This is a genomic window from Escherichia sp. MOD1-EC5495, assembly GCF_002965965.1.
GTDB classification, from domain to species: Bacteria; Pseudomonadota; Gammaproteobacteria; order Enterobacterales; family Enterobacteriaceae; genus Escherichia; species Escherichia ruysiae.
In genome coordinates, this window is record NZ_PTRI01000003.1 from 64,646 (window position 1) to 82,776 (window position 18,131).

At 52.6% G+C, this 18,131-nt stretch carries 19 protein-coding genes; 5 read left to right on the top strand and 14 right to left on the bottom strand.

The window, feature by feature from the left end:
- Position 1 precedes the first annotated feature (1 nt).
- Both rpmF and yceD read right to left on the bottom strand, forming a co-directional pair.
- On the bottom strand, positions 2–175 hold the full coding sequence (gene rpmF, locus BEG40_RS03495) for a 50S ribosomal protein L32 (RefSeq protein ID WP_000290727.1): 174 nt from the start codon (positions 173–175) through the stop codon (positions 2–4).
- A gap of 51 nt (positions 176–226) precedes the next feature.
- On the bottom strand, positions 227–748 hold the full coding sequence (gene yceD / locus BEG40_RS03500; protein ID WP_001174481.1) for a 23S rRNA accumulation protein YceD: 522 nt from the start codon (positions 746–748) through the stop codon (positions 227–229).
- Positions 749–946: 198 nt separating this feature from the next.
- On the opposite strand from yceD, the gene yceF reads away from it, so the two are divergent.
- On the top strand, positions 947–1,531 hold the full coding sequence (gene yceF / locus BEG40_RS03505; protein ID WP_010352275.1) for a 7-methyl-GTP pyrophosphatase: 585 nt from the start codon (positions 947–949) through the stop codon (positions 1,529–1,531).
- Between the two features lie 116 nt (positions 1,532–1,647).
- Here yceF and rluC read toward each other — a convergent pair whose 3' ends face one another.
- Entirely contained in the window at positions 1,648–2,607 is a 960-nt protein-coding gene (gene rluC / locus BEG40_RS03510) for a 23S rRNA pseudouridine(955/2504/2580) synthase RluC (RefSeq protein ID WP_024191101.1), read from the bottom strand.
- A gap of 571 nt (positions 2,608–3,178) precedes the next feature.
- Here rluC and rne point away from each other — a divergent pair.
- The gene (gene rne / locus BEG40_RS03520; RefSeq protein WP_105284894.1) at positions 3,179–6,367 is read left to right on the top strand and encodes a ribonuclease E; all 3,189 of its coding nucleotides are present in this window, start codon (positions 3,179–3,181) and stop codon (positions 6,365–6,367) included.
- Between the two features lie 195 nt (positions 6,368–6,562).
- Here the strand turns inward: rne and flgL are convergent, their stop codons facing one another.
- From flgL to flgB, 11 genes are all read right to left on the bottom strand, one after another.
- Entirely contained in the window at positions 6,563–7,516 is a 954-nt protein-coding gene (gene flgL, locus BEG40_RS03525; RefSeq protein ID WP_001212794.1) for a flagellar hook-associated protein FlgL, read from the bottom strand.
- 12 nt (positions 7,517–7,528) lie between these two features.
- Positions 7,529–9,172: a flagellar hook-associated protein FlgK gene (gene flgK, locus BEG40_RS03530; protein ID WP_000096515.1), complete on the bottom strand. Its 1,644-nt coding sequence runs from the start codon at positions 9,170–9,172 to the stop codon at positions 7,529–7,531.
- Positions 9,173–9,237: 65 nt separating this feature from the next.
- Positions 9,238–10,179, bottom strand: a complete 942-nt coding sequence (flgJ, locus tag BEG40_RS03535; RefSeq protein WP_016158060.1) for a flagellar assembly peptidoglycan hydrolase FlgJ — start codon at positions 10,177–10,179, stop codon at positions 9,238–9,240.
- Positions 10,179–11,276 carry a flagellar basal body P-ring protein FlgI gene (gene flgI, locus BEG40_RS03540; protein ID WP_000589294.1) on the bottom strand — a complete coding sequence of 366 codons (1,098 nt, stop codon included), beginning with the start codon at positions 11,274–11,276 and terminating at the stop codon, positions 10,179–10,181. The genes flgJ and flgI overlap by 1 nt, the downstream gene beginning before the upstream one ends.
- A gap of 11 nt (positions 11,277–11,287) precedes the next feature.
- Positions 11,288–11,986: a flagellar basal body L-ring protein FlgH gene (gene flgH, locus BEG40_RS03545; RefSeq protein ID WP_010351791.1), complete on the bottom strand. Its 699-nt coding sequence runs from the start codon at positions 11,984–11,986 to the stop codon at positions 11,288–11,290.
- Positions 11,987–12,038: 52 nt separating this feature from the next.
- A complete protein-coding gene (gene flgG / locus BEG40_RS03550) occupies positions 12,039–12,821 on the bottom strand; it encodes a flagellar basal-body rod protein FlgG (RefSeq protein WP_000625837.1) in 783 nt (260 codons plus the stop codon).
- Positions 12,822–12,958: 137 nt separating this feature from the next.
- Positions 12,959–13,714 carry a flagellar basal-body rod protein FlgF gene (flgF, locus tag BEG40_RS03555; protein ID WP_000349337.1) on the bottom strand — a complete coding sequence of 252 codons (756 nt, stop codon included), beginning with the start codon at positions 13,712–13,714 and terminating at the stop codon, positions 12,959–12,961.
- A gap of 19 nt (positions 13,715–13,733) precedes the next feature.
- Positions 13,734–14,939, bottom strand: a complete 1,206-nt coding sequence (gene flgE / locus BEG40_RS03560; protein ID WP_000885863.1) for a flagellar hook protein FlgE — start codon at positions 14,937–14,939, stop codon at positions 13,734–13,736.
- Positions 14,940–14,963: 24 nt separating this feature from the next.
- Positions 14,964–15,659, bottom strand: a complete 696-nt coding sequence (gene flgD, locus BEG40_RS03565; protein ID WP_000020457.1) for a flagellar hook assembly protein FlgD — start codon at positions 15,657–15,659, stop codon at positions 14,964–14,966.
- 11 nt (positions 15,660–15,670) lie between these two features.
- Positions 15,671–16,075: a flagellar basal body rod protein FlgC gene (gene flgC / locus BEG40_RS03570; protein WP_001196460.1), complete on the bottom strand. Its 405-nt coding sequence runs from the start codon at positions 16,073–16,075 to the stop codon at positions 15,671–15,673.
- Positions 16,076–16,078: 3 nt separating this feature from the next.
- Positions 16,079–16,495, bottom strand: a complete 417-nt coding sequence (flgB, locus tag BEG40_RS03575; protein WP_000884707.1) for a flagellar basal body rod protein FlgB — start codon at positions 16,493–16,495, stop codon at positions 16,079–16,081.
- A 153-nt stretch (positions 16,496–16,648) separates the two neighbouring features.
- On the opposite strand from flgB, the gene flgA reads away from it, so the two are divergent.
- The 3 genes from flgA to flgN all read left to right on the top strand — a co-directional run bounded on the left by flgA (position 16,649) and on the right by flgN (position 18,098).
- A complete protein-coding gene (gene flgA, locus BEG40_RS03580) occupies positions 16,649–17,308 on the top strand; it encodes a flagellar basal body P-ring formation chaperone FlgA (protein ID WP_000880636.1) in 660 nt (219 codons plus the stop codon).
- A gap of 75 nt (positions 17,309–17,383) precedes the next feature.
- Positions 17,384–17,677 carry a flagellar biosynthesis anti-sigma factor FlgM gene (flgM, locus tag BEG40_RS03585; RefSeq protein ID WP_000020871.1) on the top strand — a complete coding sequence of 98 codons (294 nt, stop codon included), beginning with the start codon at positions 17,384–17,386 and terminating at the stop codon, positions 17,675–17,677.
- Positions 17,678–17,681: 4 nt separating this feature from the next.
- Positions 17,682–18,098: a flagella biosynthesis chaperone FlgN gene (gene flgN, locus BEG40_RS03590; RefSeq protein WP_105284895.1), complete on the top strand. Its 417-nt coding sequence runs from the start codon at positions 17,682–17,684 to the stop codon at positions 18,096–18,098.
- Positions 18,099–18,131: the final 33 nt, after the last annotated feature.

Genomic DNA, 18,131 nt, shown 5'->3' on the forward strand with positions numbered 1-18,131 from the left:
ATTACTTAGCGATGACCTTGCGGCCACGGTAGTAACCGTCGGCAGTGATGTGGTGACGCAGGTGTTTTTCACCAGAAGTTTTGTCTACAGACAGGCTGGTGACTGCGGTCAGCGCGTCATGGGAACGACGCATGCCACGTTTGGAACGGGTTGGTTTATTCTGTTGTACGGCCATGGACCTTACTCCTCAATTACGGTTTATCCCCGATCCAACGGGGAGCACCAATTACTTACGCTTTAAGCTGGCTAATACGGCAAATGGGTTTGGCTTTTGCGCTTCTTCAGGCAGTTCACCAAAGACCATGTCCGCTTCGGACACTTCACAGTGTTCAGAATCATGCACCGGAACTACCGGCAAGGCGAGGATGATTTCATCTTCAACCATTGCAAGCAGATCGATTTCACCGAATTCGTTAACCTCAATCGGTTCATACGCTTCCGGCAGTGCTTCAGCCTGTTCGTCTGAACGCACAGGACTAAAACAATACGTTGTGTAGACCTGATGAGTAAACGGCTTCCCGCAACGCTGACACTCGAGCGTTACCGTCACCTTCGCATCGCCGTTTAACACTGCGAGACGTTGGTTATCGATAGCGAACGACATGGAGCATTCCACATCACTGTCCACACTGACTACGGATTCGGCGACGCGCTCAACCTGATCAGGAGTATAGATACCCTGGTAATCAAGGCGTTTTTGAGCCGTACGAACCGGATCGAGAGTCAGGGGTAATTTTACCTTTTGCATAGGGCGCGCATATTAACTTTGTAACGTCATAGAGTCAAAGAAAAAGGCAGCCTGTGGTTGCCTTTTGCCAATAATTCGCACACATTGCGGGTTACTGCTTTATTTTCGTTCAGTGCTGATAACGAACATCAACCTGCAAAACGAAGCGCATAGTTTAAAATGGCTATCATCAATACGCTATATCTGATGGAAAAAAATATGTCTAAACTTATTTTAGCCTCCACTTCGCCCTGGCGCCGCGCCTTACTTGAAAAACTACAAATCTCTTTCGAATGTGCCGCTCCGGAGGTCGACGAAACCCCGCATAGCGATGAATCGCCGCGCCAGCTGGTGCTCCGGCTGGCGCAAGAAAAAGCGCAATCCTTAGCATCACGTTATCCCTCTCATTTAATTATCGGTTCAGACCAGGTGTGTGTTCTTGATGGCGAAATCACCGGTAAACCGTTAACGGAAGAAAATGCGCGTCTGCAATTACGCAAAGCCAGCGGCAATATTGTCACCTTCTATACTGGGCTGGCGCTGTTTAATTCGGCGAGCGGGCATCTGCAAACGGAAGTGGAACCTTTTGACGTTCATTTCCGCCACTTAAGCGAGGCGGAGATTGATAATTACGTGCGTAAAGAACATCCCCTGCACTGCGCTGGCAGTTTTAAGAGTGAAGGGTTTGGCATTACGCTATTCGAACGTTTAGAAGGACGTGACCCTAATACGCTGGTTGGTTTACCGCTCATCGCGCTCTGTCAGATGTTACGTCGGGAAGGGAAAAACCCGCTGATGGGGTAGTTTTGTCTGCCGGATAAAGCATTTACGCCGCATCCGGCAATCGGTTCTGGCAGCCTGACGCGACGTAAACACCTTATCAGGTCTACCACCCATTATATCTGGCTTATATGTTTGTATTAACGCGCATTACGCAGTTTCTGCAAACAACGCTTCAGACCATCATCCATCGGCGCTTCGATACGCATCACCTCACCCGTACCCGGATGGGTAAACTTCAACGCTGCTGCGTGCAGGAACAAACGCTTCAGCCCCGTTCCGGTCTCAGTGAGCTGTTGATCAAACTCACGATCGCCGTAACGATCATCAAACGCAATCGGATGACCAGCGTATTGAGTATGCACACGGATCTGGTGTGTACGTCCGGTAACCGGACTGCAACGAACCAGCGTGGCAAACGCATAGCGTTCTTCCACTTTGAAGCGTGTTTCTGACGGTTTACCTTCCTGGCTCACACGCACAATACGTTCGCCGCTTTGCAGAATATTCTTCAGCAGCGGAGCCTGGACACTCTTCACGTGTGACTGCCACTGACCGCGCACCAGCGCCAGATAATCTTTTTGCATCCCTTTTTCACGTAATTGCTCATGCAGAGAACGTAACGCCGAACGTTTTTTCGCTACCAGCAATACACCTGAAGTGTCCCGGTCGAGTCGATGCACCAGTTCAAGGAACCGCGCTTCCGGGCGCAACGCCCTCAGCCCTTCAATAACGCCGAAACTCAAACCACTGCCGCCATGCACCGCCGTACCTGAGGGTTTATTGAGCACCAGGATATGATCATCTTCATATAAGATGACGTCCGCCAGCGCCGCCACTTTTTGCAGATGCGGCGAAACAGCCTCTTCTTCCCGTTCGGCAACGCGAACCGGCGGAATACGCACTTCATCACCAGCTTCGAGTTTATATTCAGGCTTAATACGTTTTTTGTTCACCCGCACTTCGCCTTTACGCAAAATACGGTAAATCATACTTTTTGGTACGCCTTTCAATTGGGTACGCAAAAAGTTGTCGATACGTTGCCCCGCTTCATCAGCGGTGATAGCAACGATTTTTACGGATGGAGTCTCTGTTTTCATGGTGGGCGATTCTAAATAGCCAACAGGATTCGCGCCACTCATTTTTCTATGCTTATATTTAGTTCTGCACCTTATTACTTCCCAGTGCAATCACTTAATTGATGGTTATTAAACCAATCGCCAGCAAGAAGTGAAAAAACTGTGAGTAAGTGGGTGATAAATGGTAAAAGTCATCTTGCTATAACAAGGCTTGCAGTGGAATAATGAGAACGTTTCCGTGTCCAACCTTGTTAAAACAAGAAATTTTACGGAATACCCCATTTTGCCCGACCGATCATCAACGCAGCAATGGCGTAAGACGTATTGATCTTTCAGGCAGTTAGCGGGCTGCGGGTTGCAGTCCTTACCGGTAGATGGAAATATTTCTGGAGAGTAATACCCAGTCTGTTTCTCTGATAATTGCGCTGTTTTTCCGCATGAAAAACGGGCAACCGACACTCTGCGCCTCTTTGAGCTGACGATAACCGTGAGGTTGGCGACGCGACTAGACACGAGGCCATCGGTTCACACCCGGAAGGCGTTACTTTGCCCGCAGCTTAGTCGTCAATGTAAGAATAATGAGTAAGTTACGATGAAAAGAATGTTAATCAACGCAACTCAGCAGGAAGAGTTGCGCGTTGCCCTTGTAGATGGGCAGCGTCTGTATGATCTGGATATCGAAAGTCCAGGGCATGAACAGAAAAAGGCGAACATCTACAAAGGTAAAATCACCCGCATTGAACCGAGTCTGGAAGCTGCTTTTGTTGATTACGGCGCTGAACGTCATGGTTTCCTCCCACTAAAAGAAATTGCCCGCGAATATTTCCCTGCTAACTACAGTGCTCATGGTCGTCCCAACATTAAAGATGTGTTGCGTGAAGGTCAGGAAGTCATTGTTCAGATCGATAAAGAAGAGCGCGGCAACAAAGGCGCGGCATTAACCACCTTTATCAGTCTGGCGGGTAGCTATCTGGTTCTGATGCCGAACAACCCGCGCGCGGGTGGCATTTCTCGCCGTATTGAAGGCGACGACCGTACCGAATTAAAAGAAGCACTGGCGAGCCTCGAACTGCCTGAAGGCATGGGGCTTATCGTGCGCACCGCAGGCGTCGGCAAATCTGCTGAGGCGCTGCAATGGGATTTAAGCTTCCGTCTGAAACACTGGGAAGCAATCAAAAAAGCCGCTGAAAGTCGCCCTGCTCCGTTCCTGATCCATCAGGAGAGCAATGTTATCGTTCGCGCATTCCGCGATTACTTACGCCAGGACATCGGCGAAATCCTTATCGATAACCCGAAAGTACTCGAACTGGCGCGTCAGCATATCGCTGCATTAGGTCGCCCGGATTTCAGCAGCAAAATCAAACTGTACACGGGTGAAATTCCACTGTTCAGCCACTACCAGATCGAATCGCAGATCGAGTCCGCTTTCCAGCGTGAAGTCCGTCTGCCGTCTGGTGGCTCCATTGTTATCGACAGCACCGAAGCGTTAACCGCCATCGACATCAACTCCGCTCGTGCAACTCGCGGCGGCGATATCGAAGAAACCGCGTTTAACACCAACCTGGAAGCTGCCGATGAAATTGCTCGTCAGCTACGCCTGCGTGACCTCGGCGGTCTGATTGTTATCGACTTCATCGACATGACGCCAGTACGCCACCAGCGTGCAGTAGAAAACCGTCTGCGTGAAGCAGTGCGTCAGGATCGTGCGCGTATTCAAATCAGTCATATCTCTCGCTTTGGCCTGCTGGAGATGTCCCGTCAGCGCCTGAGCCCGTCGCTGGGTGAATCCAGCCATCACGTCTGCCCGCGTTGCTCTGGTACTGGCACCGTGCGTGATAATGAATCCCTGTCGCTCTCTATTCTGCGTCTGATTGAAGAAGAAGCCCTGAAAGAGAACACTCAGGAAGTCCACGCTATTGTTCCTGTCCCTATTGCCTCTTACCTGCTGAACGAAAAACGTTCTGCGGTAAATGCAATTGAAACCCGTCAGGACGGCGTGCGCTGTGTGATTGTACCAAACGATCAGATGGAAACTCCGCACTACCACGTACTGCGCGTGCGTAAAGGGGAAGAGACGCCGACCTTAAGCTACATGCTGCCGAAGCTGCATGAAGAAGCAATGGCGCTGCCGTCAGAAGAAGAGTTTGCGGAGCGTAAACGTCCGGAACAACCTGCACTGGCAACTTTTGCCATGCCGGATGTGCCACCTGCTCCAGCCCCGGCTGAACCTGTAGCGCCTGCAGCAGCCCCGGCGCCTAAAGCAGCGCCGACAACGCCTGCTGCTCCTGCCCAACCAGGCCTGTTAAGCCGTCTATTCAGCGCCCTGAAATCGCTGTTCAGCGGTGGTGAAGAAACCAAACCAACCGAGCAGCCTGCACCGAAAGCAGAAGCGAAACCGGAACGTCAACAGGATCGCCGCAAGCCTCGTCAGAACAATCGCCGTGACCGTAATGAACGCCGCGACACGCGTAGCGAACGTACAGAGGGTAGCGATAATCGCGAAGAGAACCGTCGTAATCGTCGCCAGACGCAACAGCAGACTGCCGAAACTCGAGAGAGCCGTCAGCAGACTGATGTAACAGAAAAAGCGCGTACCACCGACGAGCAACAAGCACCGCGTCGTGAGCGTAGTCGTCGCCGCAACGATGATAAACGTCAGGTACAACAAGAAGCGAAGGCACTGAATGTTGAAGAGCAATCTGTTCAGGAAACCGAACAGGAGGAGCGTGTACGTCCGGTTCAGCCGCGTCGTAAACAGCGCCAGCTAAATCAGAAAGTGCGTTACGAGCAAAGCGTTGCGGAAGAAGTAGTAGCCGCACCGGTGGTTGAAGAAACCGTCGCCGCCGAACCTGTTATGCCGGAAGCGCCTGCCCAGCGTACTGAACTGGTGAAAGTACCATTGCCAGTCGTTGCACAAACTGCGCCGGAACAACAACAAGAAGAGAACAATGCCGATAACCGTGACAACGGTGGTATGCCGCGTCGTTCTCGCCGCTCGCCGCGCCACCTGCGCGTGAGTGGTCAGCGTCGTCGCCGCTATCGTGATGAGCGTTATCCGGTTCAGTCACCAATGCCATTAACCGTAGCGTGTGCGTCTCCTGAACTGGCCTCTGGCAAAGTCTGGATTCGCTATCCGGTAGTACGTCCGCAAGATGTACAGGTTGAAGAGCAACGCGAACAGGAAGAAGTACAGATGCAGCCGATGGTGACTGAAGTTCCTGTCGCCGCCGCCGTCGAACCCGTCGTTACTGCGCCGGTTATTGAAGAAGTGACCGAAACCGTAGAAGCACCAGTTCAGGTTGCACAAGCGCAACCGGAAGTGGTTGAAACGACGCATCCTGAAGTGATTGCCGCAGCGGTAACTGAACAGCCACAGGTGATTGCCGAGGCTGATGTTGCTGTAGCACAGGACGTTGCAGAACATGCGGAGCCAGTGGTTGAACCACAGGAAGAGACGGCAGATATTGAAGAAGTGGCTGAAACTGCCGAGGTTGTGGTTGCCGAACCTGAAGTTGTCGCTCAACCTGCCGCACCTGTGGTCGCTGAAGTCGCAGCAGAAGTTGAAACGGTAGCCGCTGTTGAACCTGAGGTCGCAGCTGAACATAACCACGCTACCGCGCCGATGACACGCGCTCCGGCTCCGGAATATGTTCCGGAAGCACCGCGTCACAGTGACTGGCAACGCCCTACTTTTGCCTTCGAAGGTAAAGGTGCCGCAGGTGGTCATACGGCAACGCATCATGCCTCTGCCGCTCCTGCGCGTCCGCAACCTGTTGAGTAATCATTAGCTCAAAGTAATCAAGCCCTGGCAACCGCTGGGGCTTTTTATTTCATCTTTGAATCAACAGATTCAAATTCATCAAATGGCATTCTTGCTAGCCAACTACTCAAATCAGGCAAAAAAAATGCCCGCCCCGGCGATCCCAGAGCAGGCAGACAAAACATACCCAGTTTCATGATATGTTTGAAAAAGTGCTTATTTGTTGAGCTGGAAAAGTGATAACCCCTGCATATCAGTAAACGCTTTGTACGACGCCTGCAACGCCGTTTGCTGCATGATGTAAGATGAAATAGTCGCGTTCCAGTCCACATCAACCAAATCACTCATCTGCTGCGTTTGGCCTAAAGCGCGATCGCTACCTAAAGAATCAAGCGACTCCAGCTCGTTCAGCTGTGTGCCTAATTCCGCGCGTACGGTGAGCACATTATTCAGCGAGTTTTTCAGGCCACGGTTGGTTTTATCTAACGCCGCAGCGGAGGTTTCTTTATCCGCTTCACTATCCGCAATCGGTGTTTTAAGCGCCGCAATGGCGCTATCCAGCATGGCAAAAAGATTGGTTTCAGAATCGCTACCGTCTGGTTCCGCTACAGCATTACTGGTAATGCTATTAAAAATTTTGTCGCCGGTATGCCCTATCACCATCGAACGCGAAGCATCGACCTGTTGCTTAATACTTTCTGTTCCGCCGACATATTTACCTTTCTCTTCGCTAAACGGCGCGGTTTCTGTTTTATAACCCGCAAAAATGTAGCGCCCGTTACCGTCAGTGGTATTCGCCAGATTCAACAACTGGTCACGTAGCCCCTGAATATCCGTTGCCAGCGATGCCCGGTCATCGTCACTCAAGGTGCCGTTGCTGGCATAGACAATTTTCTCCTGAGCATTCTGGATAGCAGTGGTCACCTGGCTAAGCACACTCTCTTCCAGTGACACTTTTTGAGTGGCAAAAGTACGCGCCAGCGTGTACTGGCTGTTTTGCGCCTGCGCTTGTGAGAGCACTACGGCTTGTGATGCAGCAATGGGATCATCTGAAGGGTTAACGACTCGCTTACCCGTCGACATCTGTTCGCCATACTTCATCCATTCAGCCTGAGAACTGGTGATACCGCGCATATTCTGCTGGTACATCATTTGAGTACTGAAACGCATTTTTTCTCTCCCTTAGCGAATGTTAATCAGCGCATCAAAAATGGCGTTCGCCGTCTGCAAAACCTGCGCATTCGCCAGGTAATACTGTTGAAAACGTTGCAGGTTGCCGTACTCTTCGTCGAGGTTGACGCCGGAAATAGATTGCTGCTGATTAGAAAGCTGCGTCACCACATTACCCTGCGTAGTACTGCTGGTTTTCAAGGTAGCGGTTTTATTACCGATGTCGCTGACCAACGAGGCATAGGCGTCGTTAAAGGATTTCGCCCCGCCCACCGTTTTACTGTTGCTTTGCAAATCCAGCAGCGCCTGACCATTGCGGTTGTCGCTCTCACCAGCCGTTTTATCACTCGCCATGGCGATTTCTGCTTCATCGGTGATTAAAACATCCATGTTGACGATGGCATCGCTTACCGGTTTCAGCGTAAAGCTGTCGTTAGCGTCTGGTGTGCCAGTAAACGTCAACTCCAGACCATCAAACGTGACTTTACCGTCAGCATCAGGCGTCACCGTAAAAGTGGTATTGCTGGCAAGGCGGGTGACCTGCCACTGATCGTTGCTAAAGGAGATTTTGTAATCTGTCGCCAGCACGGCGGAGCCATCGGTCACGGTGGCGCTAATCGCGCTGTTACCCTGGTTTTTAGTATTCTCCAGTACAGCCGGCTTCCCGACGGCAAAGAAATCCTGCCCTTCCTTACCATTGGCATCAAATCCCTTGTTATGTTGGGTATTGAAAGCCTCGGCAAATGCCAGCGCCAGTTGCCCGAGCGTATTGCGCGTCTGGTCAAGATCCTGAGAACGGAATGTCAGAATGCCGCCCAGCGACCCGGTATTCAGTAACTTCTCCGGGATCTCAATATTGCCTGCTGTCCCATCAACATAAGCGACAGTGGTACGAGAAGGATCGGCGCTGGACGGTACTGCCGCAAGCTGGCGCGCCGTGCTACCTTGTACCAGCGAGTAACCATTGGCCATCGTGATGTTATAAGTGCCGCCATCCTGAACGCTGACTTCTACACCAACAATCTGGTTTAATTCACTCACCAGTTGATCGCGTTGATCCAGGAGATCGTTGGGTGACGCCCCTGCCCCCACACCTGTCAGGCGTGAGATTTGATCGTTCAGGCTGGCGATTTGTTTAGCGTAATTGTTGATCTGGTCAACACTTGCACCTATCGCGATATTGACCTGTTTGTCCTGGTCGCGCAGATACTGATCGGTGGTTTTAAACTGATTCACCAGCCCTTCTGATTTACCAATCATCGCCTGACGTGCTGCTGGATCTTCCGCGTTGCTGACCAGCGTTTGCAGACTGGTGAAGAAGTCCTGCATCTGTGTTGCCAGCGACGTGGTGCTACCAGAGAGCATATTGTCGATTTTCGACATCTGTTCATAGCGGGAAGTCAGGCCGCTACTCTGGGTCTGCGCCGCACGTAACTGGTTGGTAATAAAGGCGTCGTACTCACGCTGCACGCCAGAAACGTAGACGCCATTGCCAACCCAGCCGCCTGCACCCAGAGTGCTATTGGCCTGCGCCATAATGGTCGTTTGACGGGTATATCCGGCAACGTTATAGCTGGAAATATTATTACTCGCCGTATTTAACGCCGCCTGAGCCGCGTTAAGTCCGCTCATGGCGTTATTGATCAAGCTGGACATGGAGGTTCCTTATAAGCTTTCAATTACAGAGCATTATCGGCAGACACCCGCCGGACTTGAGTTGTTCAGAACAGATTATCGATACTCATGTTGTAGGTTTTACTCACCTTGTCGCTTACCGATTTCATCTGTTGAATCATATTGGTGAGTTTGCGGGCATAGTGAGGATCGGTAGCATAGCCCGCGTCCTGTAATGCCTGCGCCCCCTGCTCGGCGCTTGCGGCGGTCGTCACGGCAGCGTAACGCGGATTACGCGTTAACAGTCCAACATAATCCGACAATGCTTCAAGATAAGAGCTGTAAACCCGAAACTTCGCCTTCACTTTTTTCGCTTCGCCGTTTTCATATTCGGTGGTGGTAATTTCAGTCACCGGTCCTTTCCAGTTGCCGGAGGCTTTGACGCCAAACAGGTTATAGCTTGGTTCACCATTTTCACGACGAATTTGCCGTTGACCCCAGCCTGATTCCAGCGCAGCCTGGGCGAGGATCAGATGATGTGGCACACCGCTTTGCTGGCTTGCCAGTTGTGCGGGCAATGAGAGTTGGGCGAGGAATGCTTTACTGTCACCAGGCAGTGAATCATCGTAGTTGCGTGGCACGGCTTTTTGCACCAGCTGCGTGAGTGTCTGATTTTGATAACGCACCACGGTTTCGAGCGGGAATTTCATCGGTGCCGCTGGTGTCGCTTCATCTGGCAGTGGTTGTTCTGGCGTCATCTGTTTAACCATCATCTCCGCCAGTCCCAGACCTTTTCCCGCCGTCATCTGTTGGGCAATCTGCTGGTCATACATACTGGTATAGAGGCGAGTGTGCTCGCTGCTGAACAGACCCTCTTTCGGTAGGGCTTCACGCATACTTTTCAGCATCATCTGCACGAACATCCCTTCCACCTGGCGGGCAACCGGGCGAATATTTGCCGCAGGATCTTCGCCCGCTTTCGCTTTCAGATCGTTAAGCGATTGCGCATCCCAGGCGGCACTCGCCAGTAGTTTGCTGTCGCTAATCATCAGATGATTTCCAGTTTTGCCCGCAGACATCCCGCGCTTTGCATTGATTGCAGTATGGACATCAGATCCATCGGCGTAGCGCCCAGCGCATTGAGCGCGCGCACCACGTTATTGAGGCTGGCGCTGGAACGTACGCTTTGCAGCGAACCACCGCTCTGGCGTAAGTCGATCTGGGTTTGTGGCGTTACCACGGTCTGCCCGCCACCAAACGGTGTGTCTGGTTGGCTCACATTAGCCTGACGATTTACCGTAACCGAGAGATTCCCCTGCGCTACCGCGCAACTGTCCAGCGTCACTTCACGGTTCATCACCACTGAACCAGTACGCGAGTTAATAATCACTTTGGCGTCCTGCGGGATGACATTAACCTGCATATTCTGGATATCGGCAAGGAAACGCACCTGGGAACTGTTGCCACTCGGCACGCGCACCTGAATGGTTCGCGCATCTAACGCCGTAGCGTTACCGTATCCACGTGTGCGGTTGATGGTATCGGCAATTTCCTGCGCCATGGTGAAATCTTCCTCATTGAGCTGCAAATTGAGGGTATTGCCAGCGCCAAACTGGCTGGGCAATTCGCGCTCAATAATCGCACCATTAGTGATCCGTCCGCCGTTCAGTTGGTTAACCTGGACACTGCTGCCTCCCGCCGATGCGCCCGCGCCGCCAACCAGAATGTTGCCCTGCGCCAGCGCATACACCTGGCTATCAACGCCCTTAAGCGGGGTCATCAACAACGTGCCGCCACGCAAACTTTTGGCGTTCCCCATAGAAGAAACCACCACGTCGATGGTTTGCCCCTGGCGACCAAATGGCGGAAGCGACGCCGTCACCATTACCGCAGCCACGTTTTTGAGTTGCATATTAGTGCCAGTCGGAACGGTAATACCCAACTGCGAGAGCATGTTATTAAGCGTTTGAGTGGTAAACGGCGTCTGGGTCGTCTGGTCGCCCGTACCATCCAGGCCAACGACCAGGCCATAACCGATCAGCGAGTTTTGCCGTACGCCCTGAACGCTGGTGAGATCGCGAATACGGTCGGCCTGCGCCACCGTCGCAACCAGCAGAAGAATGAACGCAGAGAGAAATTTAATCACCACAGCCTCACTTACATTGGCGACAGGTTAAGGAAGAAACGCTGTAACCAGCCCATATTTTGCGCTTCGTTAATGTAGCCGTTACCCACGTACTCAATGCGCGCATCCGCCACCTGAGTAGACGGTACGGTATTGCTGCCGCTGATGGTGCGTGGATTGACCACGCCGGAGAAGCGAATAAATTCGGTGCCCTGATTAATGGCGATCTGTTTTTCGCCCACTACATGCAGGTTACCGTTGACCAGCACCTGATCGACCGTCACTGTTAATGTGCCGCTAAAGGTATTGCTGGCATTAGCACCGCCTTTACCGTTGAAACTATTGCCGCCAGAGGCATCGACATCGGCGCGGGCGTTACCAAACAGCCCCTGCAAATAGCGTGGCACGGTATCAAAACCGAAGCTGGTTTTGCCATCGCGGCTGGCATTAGCGGAGGAACTCTTGCTGGCGCTGACGTTCTCCTGCAACACAATGGTCAGCGTGTCACCAATATTGCGCGGCCGGCGATCTTCAAACAGCGGTTGATAGCCATAGTTAATCGGCTGGGCAGACTGAAAAATAGAACCGTTGGCAACGGGCGTCGGTCCGGGAACCGGCTGTGCACTGGTCGCCCCCTGCACCAGCGGCGTGGAGGGTATCCAGGCACAGCCGGATAGTGAAAGTACCAACAAGCTGGAAATGGCGTAAGTGTGCACAGCATTTTTTTGCATGGCTATCATCTTCAAAAATCAGTAAACCGGTGAACCTGCCACCGGTTATGCCTTAGAGTTGCGTCAGTTTTTGCAGCATCTGATCGGTGGTGGATACCGCTTTACTGTTGATTTCGTAAGCGCGTTGCACCTGAATCATATTGACCAGTTCTTCCGCCACGTTGACGTTAGACGTTTCAACATACCCTTGATACAGCAGTCCCGCGCCGTTCAGGCCTGGCGTGCTTTCATTCGGCGCGCCGGAGGATTGCGTTTCGGTGTAGAGGTTTTCACCAATACTCTCCAGCCCGGTGTCGTTCATAAAGGTAGTGAGATTGAGTTGCCCAACCTGAACCGGAGCGGCCTGACCTTGCTGGGTAACGCTTACCACGCCATCACGACCAATGGTGATACTTAACGCATTCGCCGGAATGGTGATTGCTGGCTGCACCTGAAAGCCACCGGCCGTCACCAGTTGCCCGTTCTGATCCACCTGGAAAGAGCCGTCACGGGTATAGGCTGATGAACCATCCGGCAGCATGACCTGGAAAAAACCCTGCCCTTTGATGGCAACATCTTTGCTGTTATTGGTTTGCGACAGATTGCCCTGACTGTGTAAACGCTCAGTGGCGACCGGACGCACACCGGTGCCAATTTGCAACCCGGATGGTAAGGTAGTTTGTTCGGAAGACTGTGCGCCAGGCTGGCGAATAGTTTGATAAAGCAGATCTTCAAACACCGCCCGCTGGCGCTTAAAACCGTTGGTGCTGACGTTTGCCAGGTTGTTGGCAATAACGTCCATATTGGTTTGCTGGGCGTCGAGACCCGTTTTAGCGATCCATAATGAACTGATCATAAAATGTCCTGTGGTGGATTGCTGACAAGCAGAGCAAAAGCACGCGGCGGTGCGAATTTCCCCTCTCCCTAACCCTCTCCCCAAAGGGGCGAGGGAACAGTCCGCGCGCTTTTATTGCAATGTCATCAATCGTTCAATTAACTCATCGACAGCAGTTGGTTGGCACGGCCTGCGTTATCATCGACGCTGCTGATCACCTTCATCTGCATTTCAAAACGCCGCGCACTGGCAATCATGTCGCTCATTGCCGCAACGGCATTGACGTTACTGCCTTCCAGTACGCCCGACATCACGCGCAACGTCGGGTCCGTCTGCAGCACCGTGCCACGCGTTGCCTGGCTTTCCGCACTTAAACGAAAAATACCGTCATCACCACGCAGTACTTCACTGCCCGTGGCTTTCACCAGTTTCAGACGACCCACTGGCGCGACGGTATTTGCCGGATCGCCGGGATTCAGCGCCGAAATAGTGCCATCGGCGGCAATAGTGATTTCTGCCCCTTCCGGCACAGCAATTGGCCCCGCTTCGCCAATCACCGGATGCCCCTGAATAGTCAGTTGCCCGGTGGGATCAACCTGAATGCTGCCATTACGCGTATACCCTTCGCTGCCGTCAGTAGTCTGCACGGCCAGCCAGCCGTCCTGCTGTAATGCAACGTCCAGCGGGCGCGAGGTGTAATCCATCTTGCCGGGTGTCATGTCTGCACCCGGCGTTGACGCCGTTACCAACGTGCGCGTGGGCAGAGAAAGCCCTTCCACCGGCACTGCGCGCAAGGCGTTTAACTGCGCGCGAAAACCGGGCGTAGAGGCATTGGCCAGATTACTGGCGGTTACCGCCTGTTGATTCAGCGTCTGGCTGGCGGCGCCCATTGCGGTATAGATTGCGTGATCCATTGAGCTATCCCGTCAGCGATTAGCGTAAGTTAACCAGCGTGTTAAGGATCTGATCCTGGGTTTTGATGGTCTGGGCGTTAGACTGATAGTTACGCTGGGCGACAATCATATTGACCAGTTCTTTGCTGAGATCGACGTTGGACGCTTCCAGCGCGCCGTTGGTCAGACTGCCAAAATTACCCGTTCCGGCAGTGCCCAGCAGCGCCACGCCAGAAGATTGTGTCGCAGACCAGACGTTATCGCCTTCGGATGCCAGACCTTCGTTGTTAGCGAAGTTCGCCAGTACAATCTGCCCTAGCAACTGGGTTTGTTCGTTGGAATAGTTACCGACTACCGTGCCGTCATCGTTGATTTGATAGCTCACCAAATCGCCAGGTTTGTAGCCATCCTGGGTGGTTGCCACAATGTTGTTCGCGCCGGTGTTTTGCTGCATAGAATTGAGGAAACTTAACGAGAATGAGGCAGGATCTGCGCCGTTAATTGCGCCAGTGGTAATGTTCGCAGTCCCCCCCGAAGTCAATATGCCATTGGCATTAAACGCTAGCGTCGTTGCGTGGTTCGCTGTGCCTGTTGGATCACTGCTGTCCTGGGTGTAAACATCCCAGTTATTATCCCCGGTCTTCACAAAAAAGACGTTCATGTCGTGAGCATTGCCCTGACTATCGAAAACAGTCACCGAGCCTTTTTTGTTATAGCTATCCGCATTACTGGCATCGAAGGTAGTCACAGACGGAAGCGGATCACTGGAGTTCAGGTTGATCTGCATCGACGCCGTGGTGGTGGTTTTTGCCGCCATCAGGGTATTTGGAATCGAAATATTGGTCGGATTCGCCCCTTGCTGAATGGTCGGTGGCGTGCCGGTTGCCGGATAGCCCGTCAATTGCAAACCTTGCATATTCACCAGGTTGCGGTTTTCATCGAGTTTGAATTGCCCGTTACGGCTGTAAAACACCGAGCCGTTGCTGTCTACCAGGCGAAAAAAACCGTTCTGGCTGATAGCAACGTCAAGACCACGTCCGGTATTGGTGGTCGTGCCATCGGTAAAATCCTGGGTGATACCGGCAACTTTTACCCCCAGTCCCACTTTAGAACCCGCGAACATATCAGCAAATGAAGCCGTGCCGGATTTAAAGCCATAGGTGGCGGAGTTGGCGATATTGTTGCCAATGACATCGAGGTTGGTGGCGGCAGCGTTTAATCCGCTTACCGCTTGAGAAAAGGCCATGACTGACTCCTGAAATGTGAAGGCTTAGATTATCTGCCGTACTTCGTCGAGCGTGGTGGTGCCGTAAGTACCAAGATCCAGCGTGTTCCCGTTGTTGCCGCGAATCACGCCCTGCACCAGAGCAAACTGCAGCGGTTGAGCCACTAACTGCGAACCACCGTTACTGGCGCTAATCGCCACGTTATAAGAACCATTTGGAGCGGTTGTGCCGTCAGTTAACGTGCCGTCCCAGGTGAAACTGTGGACGCCGGCGGTCAGTTCACCGATATCAATAGTGCGCACAACCGCGCCGTTTTTATCAGTGATAGTGGCAGTGACTTTATCTGCCGCCTGTTGCAGTTCAACACCGAACGGTGTGGTCGTGGTTACCGCGCCTTCTTCACTGCCGGTTCCGGCAAGAATGGTGGTGCCGGGGATCATCACACCATGACCAATCAGGTTACTGGCCTGTAGCGACTGACTGTTGTCTATCTGCCCGGAAATCGAACCGAGCGTTGTATTGAGTTTTTCAATCCCGCTGACCGTGCTGATTTGCGCCAGTTGCGACGTCAGCTCGTTGTTTTCCATTGGATTGGTCGGATCCTGGTTTTTCAGCTGTGCCACCAGCAAAGTCAGAAAACTGCTTTGTAAATCTGCGGCGTTGCTGCCCGTGATCGAACTACTGCTGGTAGTGCTGACGCCGGTATTTGTCGGATCGGTGGTGGTTACCGCAATGGACATGGCTTTCTCCTTTATTGACCGAGCGTGAGGGTTTTCAGCATCATGCTTTTCACCGTGTTGAGCACTTCCACGTTGGCCTGATAGCTGCGCGACGCCGACATGGTGTTAACCATCTCCCCGACAACATCAACGTTTGGCATTTTCACGTAGCCCTTCGCGTCCGCCAGAGGATTACCCGGCTCATAAACCAGTTTGTCCGGAGCCTGACTTTCAATAACATCGGCAACCTTTACGCCGCCCGTGGCAGCGCCTGGCGCGGCATTCACCTGGAACACCACCTGTTTTGCCCGATACGGCTGTCCATCGGGACCGGTCACGCTATCAGCATTCGCCAGATTACTGGCCGCCACGTTCAGACGCTGGGACTGAGCAGTTAACGCCGATCCGGCGATATCAAAAATATTCAGCAGTGCCATCCGTTAATTTCCGCTCTGTAAAACGTTCATCATGCCTTTGATTTGCCCACTCAACGCACTAAGGCTCATCTGGTATTGCAGGCTGTTATCGGCAAACTGGGTACGTTCGCGATCCATATCGACGGTATTACCGTCCAGCGAAGGCTGGTCCGGAATACGGTATTGCAGTTCTGCGGTAGGAGGCGTCAGCGCCTGCGCCGGAATGTGTTGCGTTGAGGTCATAGTCAGGGCGACCACGCTGGTTTCATCCCGTCCACGCTGCATCACTTTTTTAAGTTCGCTGGCAAAATCTATATCGCGCGCCTGATAACCAGGGGTATCGGCATTGGCGATGTTTGCCGCCAGCACTTCCTGACGCTGGGCGCGCAGATTGAGCGCCTCTTGTTGAAAACGTAAGGCGGCATCGAGCTTGTCGAGCATATCTCCTCCGCAGGTATCAAAATTCTGCCGTCAGCTTAAAGGCTTTACGCGCGCGTTATCGGCGGAATAAACGCAAAATGGGTCGCTATTTATGCCGTTGATGGTCACAGCGCGCGGGTACAATTTGGCCCGTAGAAATGGCTGGAGGCGAAAATGCTGGCAATGAAGCGTTGTATGGCGATCATCGCGATACTGTTCAGTCCGCTGAGTGCGGCTGGCGATCTCACATCACAATTGCAAACCTTTTTTGCCGCACAACTGGCAGGGTTGAGTGATGAAGTCCGGGTCTCTATTCGTACTGCGCCCCATTTACTGCCTCCGTGTGAACAGCCGTTGCTGTCGATGACCAGCAATTCTCGCCTGTGGGGCAATGTGAATGTGCTGGCGCGCTGCGGCAACGACAAACGATATTTGCAGGTTAATGTGCAGGCCACGGGAAATTATGTGGTTGCTGCGATGCCCGTTGTGAGGGGAGGAAAGCTGGAATCTGGCAGTGTCAAACTAAAACGCGGACGGCTGGATACCTTACCGCCGCGTACTGTGCTGGATGTCAATCAACTTGTTGATGCCGTCAGCCTGCGCGATCTGGCGCCCGAGCAGCCTGTACAGCTAACCATGCTGCGCCAGGCCTGGCGAGTCAAAGCCGGTCAACGCGTCAATGTGATTGCCAGCGGCGAGGGATTCAGTGCCAATGCTGAAGGTCAGGCACTGAACAATGCCGCCGTCGCGCAAAATGCTCGTGTCCGCATGGTGTCGGGTCAGGTGGTCAGTGGCGTGGTGGATGCTGATGGGAATATTCTTATAAACCTGTAAGCTATTAAAGATTGACCGACTATTGCCGATAAATAAGCAACAAATGATAAAAGCGCCCTCAATGAGGAATAAACCATGAGTATTGACCGCACTTCACCTCTAAAGCCCGTAAGCACCGTTCAGCCACGCGAAAACACTGACGCGCCGGTAGCCAATACCCGCTCGACTAAAACGACCGCAGCCACCAGCACCAGCGTCACGTTAAGCGATGCGCAGGCAAAATTGATGCAGCCAGGCAGCAGTGATATCAATCTTGAACGCGTAGAAGCGTTGAGACAGGCGATTCGTAACGGCGAGCTAAAAATGGATATCGGCAAAATTGCCGACGCACTGATCAGCGAAGTACAACAAGACTTACTGAGTAAATAGGCTTATGACGCGTCTTGCAGAGATCCTCGACCAGATGTCCGCAGTGCTTAACGAGCTTAAAATGGTGATGGATCAAGAGCAACAACATCTCTCTATGGGGCAGATCAACGGCAGCCAGTTGCAATGGATTACAGAACAAAAAAGCTCACTGCTGGCAACGCTGGATTACCTTGAGCAGTTACGTCGGCAAACACTGGATACTGCAAACAGCGACGATATCGCGCAGCGTTGGCGGGAAATTACCGTGAAAACGCAGAAACTGCGCCAGTTAAATCAACATAACGGCTGGTTACTGGAAGGACAGATTGAGCGCAATCAACAGGCGCTGGAGATGCTGAAACCGCATCAGGAACCGACGCTGTACGGGGCTAACGGTCAAACCTCAACGTCCTATCGCGGCAGTAAAAAGATATCTATCTGAAGATTTTCTCCGGCCTGCAATGCAGGCCGGAAC

Bases quoted from the DNA above. Each gene is read 5' to 3' on its own strand.
- rpmF (WP_000290727.1), bottom strand. From the start codon at position 175: ATGGCCGTACAACAGAATAAACCAACCCGTTCCAAACGTGGCATGCGT.
- yceD (WP_001174481.1), bottom strand. From the start codon at position 748: ATGCAAAAGGTAAAATTACCCCTGACTCTCGATCCGGTTCGTACGGCT.
- yceF (WP_010352275.1), top strand. From the start codon at position 947: ATGTCTAAACTTATTTTAGCCTCCACTTCGCCCTGGCGCCGCGCCTTA.
- rluC (WP_024191101.1), bottom strand. From the start codon at position 2,607: ATGAAAACAGAGACTCCATCCGTAAAAATCGTTGCTATCACCGCTGAT.
- rne (WP_105284894.1), top strand. From the start codon at position 3,179: ATGAAAAGAATGTTAATCAACGCAACTCAGCAGGAAGAGTTGCGCGTT.
- flgL (WP_001212794.1), bottom strand. From the start codon at position 7,516: ATGCGTTTCAGTACTCAAATGATGTACCAGCAGAATATGCGCGGTATC.
- flgK (WP_000096515.1), bottom strand. From the start codon at position 9,172: ATGTCCAGCTTGATCAATAACGCCATGAGCGGACTTAACGCGGCTCAG.
- flgJ (WP_016158060.1), bottom strand. From the start codon at position 10,179: ATGATTAGCGACAGCAAACTACTGGCGAGTGCCGCCTGGGATGCGCAA.
- flgH (WP_010351791.1), bottom strand. From the start codon at position 11,986: ATGCAAAAAAATGCTGTGCACACTTACGCCATTTCCAGCTTGTTGGTA.
- flgG (WP_000625837.1), bottom strand. From the start codon at position 12,821: ATGATCAGTTCATTATGGATCGCTAAAACGGGTCTCGACGCCCAGCAA.
- flgF (WP_000349337.1), bottom strand. From the start codon at position 13,714: ATGGATCACGCAATCTATACCGCAATGGGCGCCGCCAGCCAGACGCTG.
- flgE (WP_000885863.1), bottom strand. From the start codon at position 14,939: ATGGCCTTTTCTCAAGCGGTAAGCGGATTAAACGCTGCCGCCACCAAC.
- flgD (WP_000020457.1), bottom strand. From the start codon at position 15,659: ATGTCCATTGCGGTAACCACCACCGATCCGACAAATACCGGCGTCAGC.
- flgC (WP_001196460.1), bottom strand. From the start codon at position 16,075: ATGGCACTGCTGAATATTTTTGATATCGCCGGATCGGCGTTAACTGCT.
- flgB (WP_000884707.1), bottom strand. From the start codon at position 16,495: ATGCTCGACAAGCTCGATGCCGCCTTACGTTTTCAACAAGAGGCGCTC.
- flgA (WP_000880636.1), top strand. From the start codon at position 16,649: ATGCTGGCAATGAAGCGTTGTATGGCGATCATCGCGATACTGTTCAGT.
- flgM (WP_000020871.1), top strand. From the start codon at position 17,384: ATGAGTATTGACCGCACTTCACCTCTAAAGCCCGTAAGCACCGTTCAG.
- flgN (WP_105284895.1), top strand. From the start codon at position 17,682: ATGACGCGTCTTGCAGAGATCCTCGACCAGATGTCCGCAGTGCTTAAC.